Raw genomic sequence first — 18,511 nt, 5'->3', positions numbered from 1 at the left:
AGGTCTGTTGTGTGTTATTTCTGTAATCCGCCCGTTATAGTAGGCCAATCAGAACAGAGCGATAAAAATCAATGAGTTCAGGGAACCAGGAGCACACCGTGAGCGCGACCCCATCGGAAACACTGATCAAGGCACTGCAAAACCCGGCACTGTATGACCACCCGGTACAGGGCTTCCAGGTCATTGAAACCCATATTTCACAGGTGTTACTGACCGGCAGCTACGCCTACAAGATCAAAAAACCGATGGATTTCGGCTTTCTGGACTTCTCCACCCTGGCGCGCCGCAAGCACTTCTGCGAGGAAGAACTCCGACTCAACAGCCGCCTGGCCTCGGAACTGTACCAGGACGTTTTGCCCATTACCGGCACACCGGAGCAACCTGTTATCGGCGGCGAGGGAGAAGCCTTTGAATACGCCATCCGCATGCGCCAGTTCGACCAGGACCAGCTGTTCGACAAGCGCCAGGAGCGCGGTGACCTGCCACCGGAGATGCTCACCAACCTGTCCCGCCAGGTAGCGCAGTTCCACGATAGCTTGCCTGCCGTTGCCGAAGATAAACCCCTGGGCACCCCGGAAGCGGTGTACGCCGCGATGCAGGAAAACTTCGACCAGATTCGCCCGATGCTGGACGACAACACCCTGCTGCTGCAGCTGGACAATCTGGAAGAATGGACCCGGACCACCTTCGAGCGGCACCGGGAGCTGATTGCCAGCCGCAGGACCAAGGGCATGGTGCGGGAATGCCATGGCGACTTGCACCTGGCCAATATTACGGTGTTCAACGATCAGGTCACGGTGTTCGACTGCATCGAATTCAATGAGCCGTTCCGCTGGATTGATGTCATCAACGATCTGGCGTTTCTGCTGATGGACCTGGAATCCCGCCGTGAACCGCTGCTGGCCAACCTGGTACTGAACAGCTATCTGGAATACCGGGGCGATTTCGAAGCCTTGGCGCTGCTCCCGCTCTACAAGGCTTACCGGGCGATGGTCCGGGCCAAGATTGCCTTGTTCACCATGGCTAACCCCAGCCTGGGCGAGGGCGAAAAAGCCGGCCTGATGCAACGCTACCGGGATTACGCCCAGTTGGCGGAAGATTACGGCGAGATCCCCAACCATTACCTGCTGGCCACCACCGGGCTTTCAGCCAGCGGCAAAACCTGCGTCAGTGCCGCCATGGCCGGCGAGCTGAACCTGATCAGGCTGCGCTCAGATGTTGAGCGCAAGCGGTTGCACGGCCTTGGACCGCTGGACGACAGCAAATCCGGCGTTGGCACGGACCTGTACAGCCCGGAAGTCACCGAACAGACTTACCAGCACCTCGCCAATCTGGCCCAGGACCTGCTGGCCTCCGGGCTTTCTGTCATCGTGGATGCCGCCTGCCTGAAAGAACGCGAACGCACCCTCTTTGCCAAGGTGGCCGAGGCCCAGGGCGTGCCCTTTGCGCTGCTGCACTGCGAGGCCCCGGAACAGCTAAGGCGGGAGTGGGTGCGCAAACGCAAAGGCGATGCCTCGGAAGCCACCGAAGACCTGCTGGATGCACAGCAACGCTGGTTCGAGCCACTGACGGTGGAGGAGAAAACCCACACCGTGCACCTGCATACCGACCAGGAGCATGTAGCAGAAGCAGTTGCAGACCGAATTCGGCAGCACTTTGGCTTGCCACCGAGCCAAAGCGTCTAAACTTACCTGCGTACGCTTGGCATCATTCCATTCGAGGTGTGAGATGGACGACATTCAGGAACACGAACTGCATCAGATTGATCACCCGCTGTATGACATACTGCGCAGCGAAGACATCAAGGCGTTCAATGCCGAGAAAGCAAAACTGAGCGACCTGCCCAGTTTTGCCCATGGCGACTTCCGGGGCCTGGATTTACGCGGCCTCGACGCCAAGGGGCTGGATTTGCGCCACGCTTACTTCCGGGGCGCCGACCTGCGCGGCATCGACTTTTCCAAATCCCGGATGGAGGGTGCCAGCATCGCCAGCGCCAAGATCTCCGGCTGCTATTTCCCCCATCGCCTGGAGGCCGATGAAATCGTGATGTCACTGAACCACGGCACCCGCATGCGATACGCCCTGCTGCCAAAATGACGGAACAGAACCATCCCTGGGAGACCGTTTGCCCGGCAACGGAACTGGTTCCAGGCCGGTTTATTGAATTCCGGCTGAAACAGAAAGCCCGTGAACCGGAAGGCATGCCCCTGACCGGTTTTGTGTTTCTGGATGGTAGCGAGCCGAAAGCCTACCTGAACATCTGCCCGCACCTGGGCATCGAACTGAACTGGATGCCGGGCAAATTCATGGACGCCGACAACCTGTTTATCCAATGCTCTACCCACGGCGCGTTGTTCAAGCCCGGCACCGGTGAATGCATTGCGGGCCCTTGCCAGGGCGATGCCTTGACCGCCCTGGAGGTACGCCAGAACGGTGACCAGATCGAAATCAGGCTTGGAGACTGACCGGCACCGCTTCGGTCAGGTCCAGCCCGCCTCCCGGGTTGCCATCCGGTCCCGACAGCGCGGCGCGATAAGCCAGCACCTCGACCCCGGCGGCCTTCGCCTGGCGTAACAACTCGCCATAGTGGGCATCAATATGATCCGCCGGGCGCACCCTTTCGATTCCTGTGTGGTTAACCACAAAGAAGAGTACCGCCCGGTCGCCTTTTGCAACCTGCGCCATCAGTTCCCGAAGGTGCTTCTGGCCCCTTTCGGTCACCGCATCCGGGAAATAGCCGCTTGAACCGTCCGCCAGCGTGACATTCTTCACCTCAACCCAGGCGTCTGGCCGCGCCGGATGGCCCGACAACAACAAATCTATCCGGCTTTTCTCATCACCGTAACGCACTTCTGCCCGGCACTCTGTGTAACCGGCCAGCTCCGGTACCCGCCCGGCTTCAATGGCCTCCCGTGCCTGGGCGTTGGGACGGGCGGTATTCACGCAGGCAAATACCGCCGGGGCGGTTTCCACCAGCTCCCAGGTGTACTTCAACTTGCGCTTGGGATTATCGCTACGGCTCAGCCAGACCCTGGCGTTATCGGGCTGGCAGCCCAGCATGGAGCCGGTGTTCGGGCAGTGGGCCGTTACCTCCTCGCCATCGGGCAATCGCACATCGGCAAGGAAGCGTTTGTAGCGGCGAATCAGCCGCCCTTCCACCAAAGGTTCAGCAAACTTCATGTGATCTCCGCAAAAAGTCGTTGTCACAAGGCTGGCCACCCTGAGACTAATCTGCTATTTTCCGCAAATTCCCGTTTCAGGACGAATGCTTTTATCCAGGGTTAAACCGCGCAGCAACCGTGCTGGCGCGGCGGAAGCAAAGCGTTCTTGTAGTAGTACAAACAAGAGGCCGGGTTCAATGGCAAACACTGCAGAACAACCACGCGAACGTTTTACCAATTTCACCCCTTATGAAATGAAAAAGGGTGAAGACTACATGAGTGCTGACATGCTGCAGCACTTCAAAAATCTGCTCCTGCAATGGAAACAGGAGCTGATGGAAGAAGTGGACCGCACCATGCACCACATGCAGGAAGACGCCGCAAATTACGCGGATCCCAGTGACCGTGCAACCCAGGAAGAAGAATTCAGCCTGGAGCTGCGCACCCGGGATCGCGAGCGCAAGCTGATCAAAAAGATTGACCAGACCATCGACCGCATCGACAAAGACGACTACGGCTTCTGCGATCAGTGCGGCGTGGAGATCGGCATTCGTCGCCTGGAAGCTCGCCCGACGGCCACACTGTGCATCGACTGCAAAACCCTGGCGGAAATCCGCGAGCGCCAGACTGGCATCTGAGCCCCACCGATAGCCGGCCGCATGAGCAGCCGGCTTACTGAGTCTCTATGGAGCAACCACGGTACCGTGGGCGTTTTGCCCCTTCCCCGACAGGACCGCTGCATTTCGGCTCCCTTGTAACCGCCCTGGCCAGTTGGCTGGAAGCCCGCACCGCCGGTGGCGACTGGCTGGTTCGCATCGAAGACCTGGACCCGCTACGGGAGCCCCCCGAGGCCACCGGCCAGATTCTCCATTCCCTGGATTGCCACGGGCTGTTTCCTGACGAACCGGTACGGTTTCAATCCCGGCGCCACGACGCCTACCAGGCCGCCATTGACCAGCTTCTGGCGCGGCATAAAGCCTATCGGTGCCGGTGCTCCCGAAAACTGCTCCAAAAGCACGGCGGTTATCATCCGGACCACTGCCGAGATGGCCAGCCTGCACCCGGTGACACTCCCTACGCCATTCGGTTTGCCCTGACCGACGAAGTCAGCCACTGGCAGGATCTGCTGCTGGGCGATCAGCAACAGAAAGTAGCGGCAGAGCTGGACGACCCGGTGCTACTGCGCAAGGAAGGCTTCTACGCCTACCAACTGGCCGTGGTGGTGGACGATATAGACCAGAACATCAGCCACGTGGTGCGGGGCTCCGACTTACTGGACATGACCGCCCAGCAGCAACAGATTTTCCGGGCTCTTGGTGCCCAGTCACCACAGTGGCTGCATATACCGGTCGTCGTGAACGATCAGGGCCAGAAGCTGAGCAAACAGACCCACGCTCCGGCACTGGATGATCAGCAGCCCGCCGCCAACCTGGTCAACGCACTGGCAGCCCTTGGCCAACAGCCTCCGCCCGCGCTTGTGCAGGCAACGGTGGACGATGTGCTCGCCTGGGGCCGGGAAAACTGGCGCCGGCACGCCATCCCCCTGACATCCCGGCAGGCCCGTGGTATAACCCCAAACACACACTTGCGTCCGGACCACTGAGCCGATGTATATCTACCGCCTGGTCTTTTTGCTGGTACTGGCCATTTATATTTTTTCTCCCAACATCCTGGACTGGTGGACCTCACCAGACAACGCCTGGTATAGCCCCTATGTGATCTGGGGTGGCCTGATTGCCATCGGTTTCTGGCTTGAATGGCGGCGAGACCCCAATGAGTTTTAGCGCCAGCGGCCTGCTACTGGCCAGCCTCCTGTACCTGATTCTGTTGTTCGGCATTGCCTGGAGTACCGAGCGGGGCACCCTGCTGCGTCAGTGGGTACGGCATCCTCTGGTTTATACCCTGAGCCTTGGCGTCTACGCCGGCATCTGGGCAGTCTACGGCGCCATCGGCATGGCGGCGGAATCCGGTTACGGCTTTCTGGCTTACTATCTGGGTATCTCCGGGGCCTTTCTGCTGGCGCCGGTGTTGCTGAACCCGATCTTGCGCATCGGCCGCGCTTATCAACTGACGTCCCTGGCTGACCTCTTTGCCTATCGTTATCGCAGCCAGTGGGCCGGCACCCTGGTGACACTCTGCTCAGCCGCCGCCATTCTGGCGCTGCTGAGCATGCAGATTCAGGCTGTTGCGGTATCGGCGTCCCTGCTCGCGCCTGACACCTCGCCCAAAGCCATCAGCGTGATGTTCAGCCTGATCGTCGTGCTGTTCACCATGCTCTTTGGCGCACGCCGGCACCAGAGCTCTGGCAACCATCAGGGGCTGGTGCTGGCCATCGCCTTTGACTCCCTGGTCAAGGTGGTTGCCCTGCTGGTGCTGGGCGGTGTGGTGTTATTCGGTGTGTTCGGCGGCACCGACGGGCTTGAAGAATGGTTGGCCCGGGCCTCACACCCCGAGGCAACCATGACCATGGCGATCAATGATGGCAGCTGGCGGGCCCTGCTGCTGATGTCGTTTGCCGCCGCGCTGGTCCTCCCGCACATGTACCATATGACCTTCAGCGAGAACCCCTCGCCAAGGGCCCTGGCGAAAGCCAGCTGGGGCCTGCCCCTGTATCTGCTACTGCTTGGCCTGCCAGTGCCCCTGATTGTCTGGGCCGGCCAGGCCCTGGGTGTTGTTGTGCCCCAGGCGTTTTTCAGTATCGGGGTGGCCCAGGCACTGGAGAGCCCGGCGCTAACACTGTTGATGTATATCGCAGGGCTTTCCGCCGCCAGCGGGCTGATGATCGTCAGCACCCTGGCGCTGTCGGGCATGGTTCTCAACCATGTTGTGCTGCCCCTGAAAACTCCCAAAGACCAGGGCGACATCTATCAATGGCTGCAGTGGGTAAAACGCCTGCTCATTGCCGTTATCCTGTTTCTGGCGCTGCTGTTCCACGAAACCATTGGCCAGAACCTGGACCTGTCCATCCTCGGAGCCATCTCGCTCTCCGGCACCTTGCAGCTGCTACCAGGCGCCCTCGGCGTTATCTACTGGCCGGAGGGCAACCGGCGCGGTCTGATCGCCGGACTGCTGACCGGCCTGGCCATCTGGATGACCACCCTGGTGCTGCCGTTTTCCTACGCCGCCGACCTGCTGTCCTGGCTGGATCTTCCGGTCACCCCGGGTTATGACAATTGGCACCTGTTCACTTTCATCAGCCTGACGGCCAACATTTCGGTGTTTGCACTGGTCTCAATCCTGAGCCCCGCGTCTCCGGAAGAAACCAGCGCGGCACAGGCCTGCTCCCTGGGTGCGCTGTCTCGCCCACAGCGCAGGGAACTGCTGGCAACATCCTCCAACGACTTCGTTCAACATCTGACCGACCCGCTGGGCCCGACCGTGGCCCGACGGGAAGTAGAGCGTGCACTGGGGCAATTAAAGCTGCCCAATGTGGAGTTTCGCCCCTACCAGCTCAGGCGCCTGAGGGATCAGGTTGAAATCAACCTGTCGGGCTTGCTGGGCCCCGCCGTAGCCAGGGATATTGTCAAACGCCATCTGGGCTTCAAACCCCTGACCCACGGCGGCACCGGCCAGGACATCCGCTATGTGGAGCGGGCGCTGGGCGACTACCAGAACCAGCTTACCGGCCTGGCCGGGGAGCTCGACAACTTGCGGCGCCACTACCGGCAGACCCTGCAGAACCTGCCGATACCCGCCTGCTCTGTCGGTGAGGATGGCGAAATCCTGATGTGGAACCACGCCATCGAATCGCTCACTGGCATTTCTGCCGACGAGGTGGTCGGCGCCAAACTGATGGCCCTGCCGGAGCACTGGCATACCCTGCTGGACGACTTCAACCGGGGCGACGACCTGCACCGTTACAAGCACCGGCTCGACCTGCGCGGCAAGCCCCACTGGCTGAACCTTCATAAGGCTGCCCTGAGCGGGCCGGACCATCCGGAAGGTGGCTCGATCATTCTGGTGGAAGACCAGACCGAAACCCGATTACTGGAAGACGAGCTGATGCACAGTGAACGGCTGGCCTCCGTGGGCCGACTGGCCGCCGGTGTTGCGCACGAGATTGGCAACCCGGTCACCGGTATTTCGTCGCTGGCCCAGAACCTGAAACTGGAAACCGACGACCCGTCCATCCTGGAAACCGCAGACCAGATACAGCAGCAAACCCGACGCATCTCCGCCATATTGCAGTCACTGATGAACTTTGCCCGAACCGGCAACCACGCCCATGCCAACCGCTATGAGCCGGTCAGCATCCACCGCTGCGTGGAAGAATCCATCAACCTGTTGTCGCTGAGTGACAAGGGCATGGGCATCCAGTACCGGAACGAGTGCCCGGAAAACCTGCAGATACTGGGGGATGAGCAACGCCTGGTGCAGGTCTTCGTCAACCTCCTGGCCAACGCCCGGGATGCCTCGCCAGACGGCGGTACCATCCGGGTCAGTGGAAAGGGCGATGGCTACTCCGCTATCATCGAAGTGATTGACGAAGGCACCGGCATTCCCGCTGACCAGCTGGACCATATCTTTGAACCGTTTTACACCACCAAAGCACCGAACAAAGGTACGGGCCTTGGGCTTTCACTGGTGTACAGCATTGTTGAAGAACACTATGGCAACGTACAGGTGGAAAGCCCGGCAGATACCGAACGCCAGCGGGGAACCTGTGTAAGGTTACGCCTGCCCGCCTACGAGCCAGACACCGATACCGGCAACAGCACCCCGAACGAAAGGTCGTGAACGCGATATGCCCCGTATTCTGATAGTTGAAGATGAAGACATCATCCGCTCTGCGGTCCGCAAGCTTCTGCAGCACGCCGGTTACGAAGTGGCGGATGCCGTCTCCGTTGAGGAAGCGGACAACCTGGAACCCGACGGCTTTGACCTGATCATCACCGATCTGCGCCTGCCCGGCGCGGCGGGTACCGAGATGATCAACCGGGCGCCCAATACCCCGGTGCTGATCATGACCAGCTATGCCAGTCTGCGCTCAGCCGTGGACTCCATGAAACTTGGCGCCGTGGACTACATCGCCAAGCCCTTTGATCACGATGAAATGCTCGCAGCCGTGGAGAACATCCTGGCTCGCCAGAGTGCGCAGCCTGATGAGCCCGGCAGTGGCGAGAGCGCCGGGCAGCACCAGGCGACCGAATCCGACCCGGCAGCCATCATGTATGGCCAGTGCGAGCCCATGCAGAAGGTGTTCACGCTGATTCGCAAGGTGGCCCCGACCGAAACCACCGTCCTGATACAGGGCGAGTCCGGCACCGGTAAGGAATTGGCGGCCAGGGCCCTGCATTTGCTCAGCCCCAGGGCCACCAAACCGCTGATTTCCGTAAACTGCGCAGCCATCCCCGAAAGCCTGATTGAATCGGAGTTGTTCGGCCATGAGAAAGGCGCATTCACCGGCGCCGTTTCCGCCCGTACCGGCCTGATTGAAGCCGCCGATGGCGGCAGCCTGTTCCTTGATGAGATCGGCGAACTGCCAGCGGAAGCCCAGGCCCGGCTGTTGCGCGTGCTGCAGGAAAGCGAGATCCGCAAGGTCGGCTCCACCCAGAGCCGGAAAGTGGATGTGCGCATGATTGCCGCAACCCACCGGAACCTGAAAGCAATGACCCGCACCGGAGAATTCCGGGAAGACCTGTATTACCGCCTTAACGTAATGCAAATCCGAATTCCGCCCCTGCGAGAACGCCGGTCAGACATTCTGGGCCTGGCCCGCCGTTTCCTTAAGCGGCAGGCAGAGAAGCTCGGACGGCCGGAGCTCAGTCTCAGCCCGGAGGCCATGCAGGCGCTGGAGCGGTGCCGCTGGCCAGGAAACGTGCGGGAGCTGGAGAATGCCATCGAACGGGCGTCCATTCTCACCGACGGCGACATCATTACCCCCGCAGTGCTGGACCTCGATAACGAGGGTAGTGACGAGTACATTCCGGAAACCCTGGTAGAAGGCAACAACGAGCAGACCCGCACCCGTGAGCCGGACTCCGCCAACGACCTGTCTCTGGAAGACTACTTTCAGCATTTTGTGCTGGAGAACCAGGACCGGATGAGCGAAACCGAGCTGGCCCAGAAACTGGGCATCAGCCGGAAATCTCTGTGGGAACGTCGCCAGCGTTTGGGTATTCCCCGCAAGAAAAGTTCCTGAACAAAGAAATGAACCCGAAATCATTTGTTACCCAGCGTTCCCCAAGGTAACACTTCCGACTCAGGTTACGTGAGACAGGTAACACTTTAGACGTATACGGGGTAACACTTATTTCTCACAAAAACATAACCCTCTGTTAATTAAAGGTTTTCAAAAACTGGCACAGCCTTCGCACTCTTATTAGCGCACAACAACAAAAACAAAAGTGACAACGCAGCGGCAAAACAAAAACAAAAAGCTGCATGAGCATCCAGCAACAAAAACAAGAACAGGATGCAAGCGAACTGAGTGTTTTGGGTACTTTGCTTTTTAGTGGTCCCCAGGCATGTGCGAGTTGTAGATGTAGAGAAGAATCGCTCCTGAAGCGGCACTGCAACTACCCCGATAACCCGCACCTTGCTCCTGACCGCTCTATGTATTCAAAGCTTTCCGTTTGCGTTATTTGATGTCCTTACTGTTGGGACAACACGGTGGGGTAGAAAAATCAAAAAGAATCCCGGCAACAACAAAAACAATGCAGATCGTCAACGCTTTCAGGGCGGGTTCGTGAAAACGAATCCGCCTTTTGATTATCTGGCCTACAGACTCACCCTGACCGCCCCAACCCCTGAACAAAAATCACCTTTTCTATTTCCGTTTCTGCCTAAACATGTGCAATTCCTGCGCAAACCGTTAAAATCCCCGTCTTTGCGCATCGCAATCACGGAATTTCATGCCTAAACGACTTGTAGAAAAACTACGCTCCTTCATTCCCGGCAACGGGAAAAAGAAAGCCCGACGCTACCAGCGGCAGGAGATCCCCCGGGATCAGCACACCGTGTCCCGCTCGATGATCAGCGAGCCCGCACGAAAAGTCCTGCATCGGCTCAACAAAGCCGGCTATGAAGCTTATCTGGTGGGCGGCGGCGTGCGCGACATCCTCCTGGGCGGGCAGCCAAAGGATTTCGACATTGCCACCGACGCTACCCCTGAGGAAGTTCACGACCTGTTCCGGAATTCCCGACTGATCGGGCGCCGGTTCCGGATTGTGCATGTGGTATTCGGCCGGGAAATCATCGAGGTGACCACTTTCAGGGGCAACGCCCGGGACACCGAAGACGAACCGGCAGCCGATGAGCACAGAACCAGTGAGCATGGCCTGCTGTTGCGGGACAATGTCTACGGCAACCAGGAAGAAGACGCCCTGCGCCGTGACTTCACTATCAACGCGCTTTACTACTGCATCCGCAACTTCACGATCATCGACTACGCCAACGGCGTTGACGATCTGAAAAATCGCCAGATCCGCCTGATCGGTGACCCGGAAACCCGCTACCGGGAAGATCCGGTTCGCATGCTTCGCGCCATCCGCTTTGCCGCTAAACTGGGTTTCGAAATTGAACCGGACACCGAAGCTCCCATCCGGGAACTGGCGCCATTGCTGACTCACATCCCCTCGGCCCGGCTGTTTGATGAAGTGCTCAAGCTGTTCTCGGCGGGCCATGGCGAAGCTACCTACGACTTGCTCAGCGAGTACGGCCTACTGGCGCCCTTGTTCCCGGAAACCGCCAAGGCCATCGACGCCGGGGAATCCGACGAACTCATTCGCCAGGCACTGCGCAATACCGACGCCCGGATTGCCCGGGGCAAATCCGTCACGCCTTACTTCCTGTTTGCCGCCATGCTCTGGCCGGCCCTGCAAGTGGAATGGCGCCGCCGCCAGGATAATGGCGACCCGGTGCAGCCCGCCCTTCATGGCGCCATCGGCAAAGTCATTGGCCGGCAGGTGCAGGCCACAGCCATTCCGAAACGCTTCTCAGGCCCGATGAAAGAGATCTGGGAAATGCAGATGCGCCTGCCCAGGCGCCAGGGCAAGCGAGCTTTTGGCACGCTGGCCCACCCGCGCTTCCGGGCTGCGTACGATTTCCTGCTGGTACGTGAATCCGCCGGCGAAATCGAACCGGGCCTCGGCGACTGGTGGACGGAATTCCAGCGCCTGGATGAACGCGGGCAGGAAAAAATGCTGTCTGAGCTAGGCTCCGCCAGCACCCCGCGTAAACGGCGCCGCAAACGCAGCCCAGTCAAAAGGCCACCCCAAGCATGACGGTAGTGGCCTATGTTGGGCTGGGCAGCAATCTGGAAGACCCAACCGCCCAGCTGGCACGCGCGGTTGCCGAACTGGCCAGCCTGCCCAATACCACCCTGCTGGCACAGTCTGCCTTCTATGCCAGCCGGCCGGTTGGCCCCCAGGATCAACCGGACTTCGTGAATGGCGCCGTGCAATTGTCCACGGAGCTGACGCCGCACCAGTTACTGGATCATCTTCAAGCCATCGAACAGGCTCACGGCCGGGAGCGACTGCGCCACTGGGGGCCCCGAACCCTGGACCTTGACCTGCTGCTTTACGGCAACGACAGCATCCACGACGAGCGACTGACCGTACCCCATGCCGAGCTGGCCAACCGGGACTTCGTGCTGCAGCCCATTCTCGACCTGAATCCCGAGCTGACGCTGCCTGATGGCCGAAGCATTGAAACACTGCGACAAGCATGCCCGGACAACCAGCTTCGATTATTGCCCCCAAAGGCCGGAAGTCACTGACCCCAAGCCAGACTCCCATGCTACTCTTGTGTCAGATATACCCCGGCATTAATCTATCGCTCTGAACTCGGACGACCCCGAGCCAGAACCGGCCCATCCACCCAAAAGGCAAGGATCTTATGGCAGTTACCATCAATACCCTGCGGGAATACAAGCAAAAGGGCGAAGCCTTCTCTGCCCTGACCTCCTACGATGCCACCTTCGCACATGTGGTCAGCGAGGCCGGCGTTGACGTTATCCTGATTGGTGATTCGCTGGGCATGGTTCTGCAGGGGCATGACAGCACCCTGCCAGTCACAATGGAACAGATGGTTTACCACACCAGCTGCGTTGCCAAAGGCAACCAGGGTTCACTGATCATGGCCGATATGCCCTTTATGTCGTACGGCACCGTGACCGACGCCCTGGACAACGCCGCAGAACTGATGCGAGCCGGTGCCCACATGGTCAAGCTTGAGGGTACTGACTGGATGAAAGACACCATCGAAGCCCTGAGTGAGCGCGGTGTACCGGTTTGCGCCCACCTGGGGCTGACGCCACAATTCGTTAACAAGTTTGGCGGCTACAAGGTTCAGGGCCGTGACGAAAAGGCTGCCGAAGCCATGATCGAGCATGCCTGCGAGCTGGAAGCGGCAGGCGCCGATGTCATCCTTCTGGAATGCGTACCCGCCCCTCTCGCTGCCCGCATCACCCAGGCCGTCCGGGCCCCGGTGATCGGCATTGGCGCAGGCGCAGACACCGACGGCCAGGTGCTGGTGCTCCACGATATGCTGGGCATCACCACCGGTCGCAAACCCCGCTTCGTGAAAAACTTCCTGGCGGAAACCAACTCTATTCCAGAGGCCATCGCCGCCTACGCCCAGGCCGTCAAGGCGCGTTCATTTCCGGCCGAGGAGCATACGTTCAAGGCATGAGAACCGTACATTCACTTAAAGAACTCCGAACCATTCTGCGCAGCTACCGGCAGCAGGGTAAAACCATTGGCCTGGTGCCCACCATGGGCAACCTGCACGAGGGCCACGTTTCGCTGGTACGGAAGGCGGCAGAGGCTGCAGATATCGTTGTCACCAGCATTTTTGTCAATCCGATGCAGTTCGGCGCCAACGAAGACCTGGACACTTACCCCCGCACACTCGCCGACGACCAGGACAAGTTGGCCGCCGCTGGCAACACCCTGGTGTTCGCGCCTTCGGCGGACGAGATTTACCCCGAGGGCCTGGCCCGACAAACCAAAGTGGTTGTGCCGGAAGTCAGCGAGGGGCACTGCGGTGCCAGCCGGCCAGGGCACTTCGAAGGTGTGGCAACGGTCGTTACCATGCTGTTCAACATGGTTCAGCCCGACCTGGCCGTGTTCGGCGAGAAAGATTTCCAGCAATTGGCGGTCATCCGCAAACTGACCCGGGACCTGATGATTCCGGTTGAAATTATTGGCGCCCCCACTGTTCGCGAAGAGGACGGGCTGGCGAAAAGCTCCAGAAACGGCTATCTCAATGAAGAGGAGAGAGCCATTGCGCCGGTGGTGTATCAGACGTTGACCAGCGTGGCTGCGCAGCTGGAACAGGGCCGCTCCGATTTTGACGATCTGGCACGGGAAGCGAACGACACGCTGGCCAAAGCCGGGCTACGCCCGGACTATTTCAACATTGTGAACAGCCAGACGCTGAAACCCGCCAGCGAAGCAGATCGGGAGCTGACGCTTCTGGTCGCGGCGTTTTTAGGGACGACCCGGCTAATCGACAACCTTAGCGTCACCCGATAACACCAGGAACCACCGCCTGAAGACTGCCCGGCGGCGAACAGAAAGGAACCTCTGATGCCCGACAAACCGGCACCACTGACTCATCTCCCGGAATGGCGGGTTCTGGCCCAACTCAAGGATCTGCTGGCCGGAACGCCGATACGGGATCTGTTCAGGGACGACCCGCAGCGAGCCCAGCGGTACCTGGTGAGCGGCGCAGGCCTGACCCTGGACTTCTCGCGCAATCGGCTTACCGATGCGACCTTCAACGCGCTGATGGACCTGGCCCAGGCCTGTGGCCTGGAGCAGCAGCGAAACGCGCTGTTTGATGGCGGCATCGTCAATCGAACGGAAAACCGCCCCGCCCTGCACACGGCATTGCGCCAACCCCGCGGCCAGGACGTTCGGGTACACGGTGAAAACATTATTCCGGAAGTGCACGCCACACTCGACAGAATGGCGGAGCTGGTGTCTTCCATCACCGAGGGCCGCCATACCGGCTATACCAACAAACCCTTTACCGACGTGGTGAGCATCGGTATCGGCGGCTCGTTCCTCGGCCCGAAACTGGTGGTGGAAGCCCTGAAACCCTTCTGGCACGGCCAGTTGAACTGCCACTTTGTTGCCAACATTGACGGCACCGATATCGCCGAAACCTTGAGGTCGCTGAACCCGGAAACCACCTTATTCCTGGTGCAGTCGAAGTCGTTCCGCACCCAGGAAACGCTGGATAACAGCCTGCTGGCCCGCCAGTGGTTTCTCGACAAGAGCGGCAGTCAGCCAGCGGTGGCCCGGCATTTCCTGGCGGTTACCGCCAACGTGGACGAAGCCATCCGGTTCGGCATCGACCGCAACAACGTCTTCCCCATGTGGGACTGGGTCGGGGGGCGGTACTCCCTCTGGTCGGCCATCGGCCTGCCCATTGCCCTGACCATCGGTATGGAGCACTTCCGGGCACTGCTTGAGGGTGCTCACGCCATGGACTGTCACTTCCGTGAACAGCCAGCGGCCAGCAACCTGCCGGTGATCATGGCCATGCTGAGCGTCTGGTACAACAACTTCTGGGATGCACAGAGCCACGCCGTTCTACCGTATGACGAATACCTCAAGCATCTGCCGGAGCACTTGCAACAGCTGGATATGGAAAGTAACGGTAAGCGGGTAACGCAGATCGGCACCGCCGTGGATTACGAAACCGGGCCAATCCTGTGGGGCGGCGTTGGCGCCAATGGCCAGCACGCTTACCACCAGCTGATTCACCAGGGCACACGGCTGATCCCGGCTGACTTCATCATCCCCTTGCAGTCCCACAATCCGGTGGAACATCACCACGCTACCCTGTTTGCCAACTGCCTGAGCCAAGCCAGCGCGATGATGGCCGGGAAAACCCGGGCCGAGGCGGAACAGGAACTGTTGCAGGCGGGCTTGGCCTCGGCTGACGCAAAAGCCCTGGCACCCCACAAGGAAATCCCAGGCAATAAACCCAGCAATATTCTGGTGATGGACAAGATTACCCCGACAACCCTTGGGGCCGTGATCGCGCTGTATGAGCACCGCACCTTCGTGCAAAGCGTGATCTGGGATATCGATTGCTTTGATCAGTGGGGCGTGGAACTGGGCAAGCAAATTGGCAACCAGATCCTGCCCCGGCTGCTCGGGGATAAATTCGAAGGCACCGCCGGCGACAGTGCCACCGACCAGATGATCCGCCTATTCAGGTCAGCCAACCGCCCGTGAAATCTGGCACCCCTGCCAGCTGAAGTCGACCGGCCAGAGCTTCTGGTCACGCTGGTAGTCCTGCCAGAGCTGCTGGTAAGTTTGCCGGCAGGCCGGATGCATTTCCGCCCCGGCAATGTCTGCCAGCGGCCGCAACACGAAAGCATTCTTGAGGATCTCCGCCCTCGGCAGCTCGACACCGTCGACCACCCCGACAGAATCATCATAGGTCAATATATCCAGGTCCAGGGTTCGAGGGCTGAATTTGGGCGCAGATCGGGTTCGGCCGTTGTCGGCTTCCAACTGCTTGAACCGGCGGGACAGCTCACCCACCGAAAGCCCGGTGTCGATTCCCACTACCAGATTGAGGAAATCGGAACCTTCAAAACCGACGGATTCACTCTCGTAAACCGGCGAGATGGTCAAATCTCCAAACCACCCTGCCAGCGCGTCCAGCGCAACAGTGACATGGCGGTATCGCTCGATGTTCGTGCCAATACTGATGTAAACCCGGCTCATGCCCGCGTTCCCCGCTCAATCCGGACGCCCACGGAGCGCGCAGCCGGCACGGCCCCGGGCTTGTTCAGCGTCAGCCGTAGCCAGCGCACACCAAATTCCGACTGCAACAGCGCAGCAATCTCTTCCGCTGCCCGTTCCAGCAGCTGGGGTTTCAGGGTTTGCAGGCATTCACTCACCCGCTCACTAACGGCCGCGTAATCCAGTGCATCGGCGACATTGTCGCTAGCCCCGGGCACACGGTTGTCCCAGGCCATTTCCAGATCCACCAGTATCCTCTGGGTGATTTCCCTCTCCCAATCGTAAACGCCGATCACGGTGTCCACTGCCAGGCCCTCGATGAGCACTGTGTCTACCAAACCTTCTGCCAAACCGGACTCCCAGTGTGTTCCACTCAAGGCTGATTGAATAATGTGCAGGCAAACGATAGTGTGGGAGTTTGCCTGTGTACTGAGCTTCAGGGCGGGCATTTTCTCACAGAACACCCGGCGCCGTCTGCGCGCCCGTGATATGGCCATGAACCTGACCAGTAACCCAGTTCTGATTGTCGCACTCTGCTTCGGCGCCTACCTGGCCGGCTCCGTGCTGTTTGCCATCCCGGTATGCAGGCTCTGGCGCCTGCCTGACCCAAGAGCCCTGGGCTCCGGCAACCCCGGTGCCACCAACGTATACCGGGCGGGTGGCTGGCAACCGGCGGTGGCTACACTGGTACTGGATGCCTTCAAAGGCTGGCTGCCAGTGTGGCTATCACACGTTGCGGGTATGTCGATACTGGTTCAGGCCATGGTGGCACTGTGCGCGGTCACCGGCCACATGATTCCCCTGTTCTATCGTTTCAAAGGCGGCAAGGGCGTGGCCACAGCGCTCGGGGCCGGTTTGGCGTTGGCGCCGGTGACCACCGGTATCATGGCGCTGCTTTGGCTGCTGATCATGTGGCGCTGGCGCATTTCAGCGCTGGCCTCCCTGGTAGCGGTTACCAGTGGGCCGGTTATCAGCGCGCTGATTGAGCCGGAAACCCTGCCACTGTTCGGGCTGCTGACCCTGCTGATCGTGGTGCGCCACCGCAACAACCTGATCCGCCTCGCCCAGGGCCGGGAAACCGGGCTTTAAAGCCCGGCCGGGTTAATCGACCAGGCCATTCGCCCGCGGCTCGTTAACCGGCGGCAAGGTATTCATCGGCCAGCGCGGCACCGAAACAATGCGCTCACCGTCCCTTTGACCGCTCTGGAGCCGCTGGGCACCGGCATACGCAATCATCGCGCCGTTGTCAGTACAGAACTCTGGGCGGGCGTAAAACACCGAGCCATTGAGTTTCGCGGTCATCTTTTCCAGCCCTGCCCGCAACCGCTTGTTGGCGCTTACTCCACCGGCAATAACCAGGCGCTTGCAACCGGTTTGCTCCAGCGCCCTCCGGCACTTGATGGTCAGGGTATCCACTACAGCCGCCTCAAAGGCCAGGGCGATGTCTGCTTTTACCTGCTCATCGAAGGCATCGTTATCTTTCGCATCGTTCACCGTGTTCAGGGTAAACGTTTTCAAACCGCTGAAGCTGAAATCCAGCCCGGGACGATCCGTCATTGGCCGGGGAAAACGGTAGATTCCCTCCCGGCCCTTCTCCGCCAGCGCCGCCACCCGGGGGCCTCCGGGGTAATCCAGCCCGAGCATCTTGGCGGTTTTATCAAAGGCTTCGCCGGCGGCGTCATCCACCGATTCACCCAGCATCTGGTACTGCCCGATACCATCCACCCGAACCAGCTGGGTGTGACCACCGGACACCAACAGAGCAACAAAAGGAAACGCTGGCGGATTGTCTTCCAACATTGGCGCCAGCAAATGCCCTTCCATGTGGTGAACACCCAGCACCGGAATGCCCAGCGCGAAACCCAGAGCATGGGCCACGGAACCACCCACCATCAGCGCCCCAACCAGCCCGGGGCCGGCGGTGTAGGCTATCCCTTCAAGATCGTTACGATCCCTGCCAGCCTTGGCCAAGACCTGGTCACACAGCGGCAAGAGCTTGCGAACATGGTCACGGGACGCCAGCTCAGGCACTACCCCGCCATAATCCGCATGCATAGCAATCTGACTGAACAGCGCGTGGGCCAGCAAGCCCTGCTCGGTGTCATACAGGGCAACGCCGGTTTCGTCACAGGAGGTTTCAATACCAAGAATCAGCATAGTCTGGGCCGCGTCCGAAATGGGAATGTGGAACTGGCGGCATTTTAGCAGAAACCCGAAAGGCTCCGGCAGTTTCATTGAACAGTCATTGACCTGAACATATCCAACGGCTATCATTGCCGCCCTAAATTATGCACTGGTCGAGTTTTAGCCAATCTGACCAGGTATCGAGCCCGCGTGGCCAAGGCCGGCGGAACCAATTGAAACCGAATCTATCAGGTAGGTGATTTTCGAATGCCAGCTGTTAAAGTGAAAGAGAATGAGCCGTTTGATGTAGCACTGCGTCGCTTCAAGCGTTCCTGCGAGAAGGCCGGTGTACTGTCTGAAGTACGTCGTCGTGAGCACTACGAGAAGCCGACCGCTGTTCGTAAGCGTAAAGCAGCTGCCGCCGTTAAGCGTCATCTCAAGAAGCTTCAGCGTGAGCAGCGTAAGTTCGAGCGTCTGTACTGAGTTCAGCGCGCATCGACAGCAAGACTGATT

General features: G+C 59.6%; 20 protein-coding genes. 16 read left to right on the top strand and 4 right to left on the bottom strand.

What is annotated here, in order from left to right:
• Positions 1-98 precede the first annotated feature (98 nt).
• Genes QUE75_RS03320 through QUE75_RS03310 form a run of 3 tightly spaced genes read left to right on the top strand, consistent with a single transcriptional unit; the run spans position 99 to position 2,465 of the window.
• Positions 99-1,685 (top strand): bifunctional aminoglycoside phosphotransferase/ATP-binding protein, encoded by a 1,587-nt coding sequence (locus QUE75_RS03320; RefSeq protein ID WP_286253628.1) that lies wholly within the window; start codon positions 99-101, stop codon positions 1,683-1,685.
• A 43-nt stretch (positions 1,686-1,728) separates the two neighbouring features.
• Positions 1,729-2,097, top strand: a complete 369-nt coding sequence (locus QUE75_RS03315) for a pentapeptide repeat-containing protein (RefSeq protein ID WP_061333546.1) — start codon at positions 1,729-1,731, stop codon at positions 2,095-2,097.
• On the top strand, positions 2,094-2,465 hold the full coding sequence (locus tag QUE75_RS03310) for a Rieske (2Fe-2S) protein (RefSeq protein ID WP_286253625.1): 372 nt from the start codon (positions 2,094-2,096) through the stop codon (positions 2,463-2,465). Before QUE75_RS03315 ends, QUE75_RS03310 begins: the two co-directional genes overlap by 4 nt.
• Here QUE75_RS03310 and sfsA read toward each other — a convergent pair.
• A complete protein-coding gene (gene sfsA, locus QUE75_RS03305; protein WP_286253623.1) occupies positions 2,449-3,180 on the bottom strand; it encodes a DNA/RNA nuclease SfsA in 732 nt (243 codons plus the stop codon). The two genes, QUE75_RS03310 and sfsA, sit on opposite strands and share 17 nt — an antisense overlap.
• 178 nt (positions 3,181-3,358) lie before the next feature.
• On the opposite strand from sfsA, the gene dksA reads away from it, so the two are divergent.
• The 11 genes from dksA to pgi all read left to right on the top strand — a co-directional run bounded on the left by dksA (position 3,359) and on the right by pgi (position 15,358).
• The gene (gene dksA, locus QUE75_RS03300; RefSeq protein ID WP_058090703.1) at positions 3,359-3,799 is read left to right on the top strand and encodes an RNA polymerase-binding protein DksA; all 441 of its coding nucleotides are present in this window, start codon (positions 3,359-3,361) and stop codon (positions 3,797-3,799) included.
• Positions 3,800-3,846: 47 nt separating this feature from the next.
• Positions 3,847-4,764: a tRNA glutamyl-Q(34) synthetase GluQRS gene (gene gluQRS / locus QUE75_RS03295; RefSeq protein ID WP_286253620.1), complete on the top strand. Its 918-nt coding sequence runs from the start codon at positions 3,847-3,849 to the stop codon at positions 4,762-4,764.
• Positions 4,765-4,768: 4 nt separating this feature from the next.
• A complete protein-coding gene (locus QUE75_RS03290; protein WP_058090701.1) occupies positions 4,769-4,945 on the top strand; it encodes a hypothetical protein in 177 nt (58 codons plus the stop codon).
• Positions 4,935-7,898: an ATP-binding protein gene (locus QUE75_RS03285; RefSeq protein WP_058090700.1), complete on the top strand. Its 2,964-nt coding sequence runs from the start codon at positions 4,935-4,937 to the stop codon at positions 7,896-7,898. Before QUE75_RS03290 ends, QUE75_RS03285 begins: the two co-directional genes overlap by 11 nt.
• Positions 7,899-7,905: 7 nt before the next feature.
• Positions 7,906-9,303, top strand: a complete 1,398-nt coding sequence (locus QUE75_RS03280) for a sigma-54-dependent transcriptional regulator (protein ID WP_061333541.1) — start codon at positions 7,906-7,908, stop codon at positions 9,301-9,303.
• A gap of 396 nt (positions 9,304-9,699) precedes the next feature.
• Positions 9,700-10,023: a hypothetical protein gene (locus QUE75_RS03275; protein ID WP_286253614.1), complete on the top strand. Its 324-nt coding sequence runs from the start codon at positions 9,700-9,702 to the stop codon at positions 10,021-10,023.
• Positions 10,016-11,386, top strand: coding sequence for a polynucleotide adenylyltransferase PcnB (gene pcnB / locus QUE75_RS03270; protein ID WP_286253611.1), 1,371 nt, complete (start codon positions 10,016-10,018; stop codon positions 11,384-11,386). Before QUE75_RS03275 ends, pcnB begins: the two co-directional genes overlap by 8 nt.
• Positions 11,383-11,883 (top strand): 2-amino-4-hydroxy-6-hydroxymethyldihydropteridine diphosphokinase, encoded by a 501-nt coding sequence (folK, locus tag QUE75_RS03265; RefSeq protein ID WP_061333539.1) that lies wholly within the window; start codon positions 11,383-11,385, stop codon positions 11,881-11,883. Before pcnB ends, folK (QUE75_RS03265) begins: the two co-directional genes overlap by 4 nt.
• A gap of 119 nt (positions 11,884-12,002) precedes the next feature.
• Positions 12,003-12,797 carry a 3-methyl-2-oxobutanoate hydroxymethyltransferase gene (panB, locus tag QUE75_RS03260; RefSeq protein WP_061333538.1) on the top strand — a complete coding sequence of 265 codons (795 nt, stop codon included), beginning with the start codon at positions 12,003-12,005 and terminating at the stop codon, positions 12,795-12,797.
• Entirely contained in the window at positions 12,794-13,642 is an 849-nt protein-coding gene (panC, locus tag QUE75_RS03255) for a pantoate--beta-alanine ligase (protein ID WP_061333537.1), read from the top strand. Before panB ends, panC begins: the two co-directional genes overlap by 4 nt.
• Positions 13,643-13,696: 54 nt before the next feature.
• Positions 13,697-15,358, top strand: a complete 1,662-nt coding sequence (gene pgi / locus QUE75_RS03250; protein ID WP_286253608.1) for a glucose-6-phosphate isomerase — start codon at positions 13,697-13,699, stop codon at positions 15,356-15,358.
• On the opposite strand, the gene folK (QUE75_RS03245) is transcribed toward pgi, so the two are convergent.
• Together folK (QUE75_RS03245) and folB are read right to left on the bottom strand one after the other, a co-directional pair.
• Positions 15,341-15,856 carry a 2-amino-4-hydroxy-6-hydroxymethyldihydropteridine diphosphokinase gene (gene folK, locus QUE75_RS03245; RefSeq protein WP_106694478.1) on the bottom strand — a complete coding sequence of 172 codons (516 nt, stop codon included), beginning with the start codon at positions 15,854-15,856 and terminating at the stop codon, positions 15,341-15,343. The two genes, pgi and folK (QUE75_RS03245), sit on opposite strands and share 18 nt — an antisense overlap.
• Positions 15,853-16,224 (bottom strand): dihydroneopterin aldolase, encoded by a 372-nt coding sequence (gene folB / locus QUE75_RS03240; RefSeq protein WP_106694477.1) that lies wholly within the window; start codon positions 16,222-16,224, stop codon positions 15,853-15,855. The genes folK (QUE75_RS03245) and folB overlap by 4 nt, the downstream gene beginning before the upstream one ends.
• 145 nt (positions 16,225-16,369) lie before the next feature.
• Here folB and plsY point away from each other — a divergent pair, with 145 nt between their 5' ends.
• Positions 16,370-16,963: a glycerol-3-phosphate 1-O-acyltransferase PlsY gene (gene plsY, locus QUE75_RS03235; protein WP_058090724.1), complete on the top strand. Its 594-nt coding sequence runs from the start codon at positions 16,370-16,372 to the stop codon at positions 16,961-16,963.
• A 12-nt stretch (positions 16,964-16,975) separates the two neighbouring features.
• Here the strand turns inward: plsY and tsaD are convergent, their stop codons facing one another.
• A complete protein-coding gene (gene tsaD, locus QUE75_RS03230; RefSeq protein ID WP_106694534.1) occupies positions 16,976-18,031 on the bottom strand; it encodes a tRNA (adenosine(37)-N6)-threonylcarbamoyltransferase complex transferase subunit TsaD in 1,056 nt (351 codons plus the stop codon).
• A 234-nt stretch (positions 18,032-18,265) separates the two neighbouring features.
• On the opposite strand from tsaD, the gene rpsU reads away from it, so the two are divergent.
• On the top strand, positions 18,266-18,481 hold the full coding sequence (gene rpsU, locus QUE75_RS03225) for a 30S ribosomal protein S21 (protein ID WP_007153483.1): 216 nt from the start codon (positions 18,266-18,268) through the stop codon (positions 18,479-18,481).
• Positions 18,482-18,511: the final 30 nt, after the last annotated feature.

This window comes from Marinobacter shengliensis, from assembly GCF_030297115.1.
GTDB classification, from domain to species: domain Bacteria; phylum Pseudomonadota; class Gammaproteobacteria; order Pseudomonadales; family Oleiphilaceae; genus Marinobacter; species Marinobacter shengliensis.
Note: the sequence above shows the minus strand (reverse complement) of the source record. Positions and strands in the feature narration are given on the sequence as shown.

Bases quoted from the DNA above. Each gene is read 5' to 3' on its own strand.
- QUE75_RS03315 (WP_061333546.1), top strand. From the start codon at position 1,729: ATGGACGACATTCAGGAACACGAACTGCATCAGATTGATCACCCGCTG.
- QUE75_RS03310 (WP_286253625.1), top strand. From the start codon at position 2,094: ATGACGGAACAGAACCATCCCTGGGAGACCGTTTGCCCGGCAACGGAA.
- sfsA (WP_286253623.1), bottom strand. From the start codon at position 3,180: ATGAAGTTTGCTGAACCTTTGGTGGAAGGGCGGCTGATTCGCCGCTAC.
- dksA (WP_058090703.1), top strand. From the start codon at position 3,359: ATGGCAAACACTGCAGAACAACCACGCGAACGTTTTACCAATTTCACC.
- gluQRS (WP_286253620.1), top strand. From the start codon at position 3,847: ATGGAGCAACCACGGTACCGTGGGCGTTTTGCCCCTTCCCCGACAGGA.
- QUE75_RS03290 (WP_058090701.1), top strand. From the start codon at position 4,769: ATGTATATCTACCGCCTGGTCTTTTTGCTGGTACTGGCCATTTATATT.
- QUE75_RS03285 (WP_058090700.1), top strand. From the start codon at position 4,935: ATGAGTTTTAGCGCCAGCGGCCTGCTACTGGCCAGCCTCCTGTACCTG.
- QUE75_RS03280 (WP_061333541.1), top strand. From the start codon at position 7,906: ATGCCCCGTATTCTGATAGTTGAAGATGAAGACATCATCCGCTCTGCG.
- pcnB (WP_286253611.1), top strand. From the start codon at position 10,016: ATGCCTAAACGACTTGTAGAAAAACTACGCTCCTTCATTCCCGGCAAC.
- folK (WP_061333539.1), top strand. From the start codon at position 11,383: ATGACGGTAGTGGCCTATGTTGGGCTGGGCAGCAATCTGGAAGACCCA.
- panB (WP_061333538.1), top strand. From the start codon at position 12,003: ATGGCAGTTACCATCAATACCCTGCGGGAATACAAGCAAAAGGGCGAA.
- panC (WP_061333537.1), top strand. From the start codon at position 12,794: ATGAGAACCGTACATTCACTTAAAGAACTCCGAACCATTCTGCGCAGC.
- pgi (WP_286253608.1), top strand. From the start codon at position 13,697: ATGCCCGACAAACCGGCACCACTGACTCATCTCCCGGAATGGCGGGTT.
- folK (WP_106694478.1), bottom strand. From the start codon at position 15,856: ATGAGCCGGGTTTACATCAGTATTGGCACGAACATCGAGCGATACCGC.
- plsY (WP_058090724.1), top strand. From the start codon at position 16,370: ATGAACCTGACCAGTAACCCAGTTCTGATTGTCGCACTCTGCTTCGGC.
- tsaD (WP_106694534.1), bottom strand. From the start codon at position 18,031: ATGCTGATTCTTGGTATTGAAACCTCCTGTGACGAAACCGGCGTTGCC.
- rpsU (WP_007153483.1), top strand. From the start codon at position 18,266: ATGCCAGCTGTTAAAGTGAAAGAGAATGAGCCGTTTGATGTAGCACTG.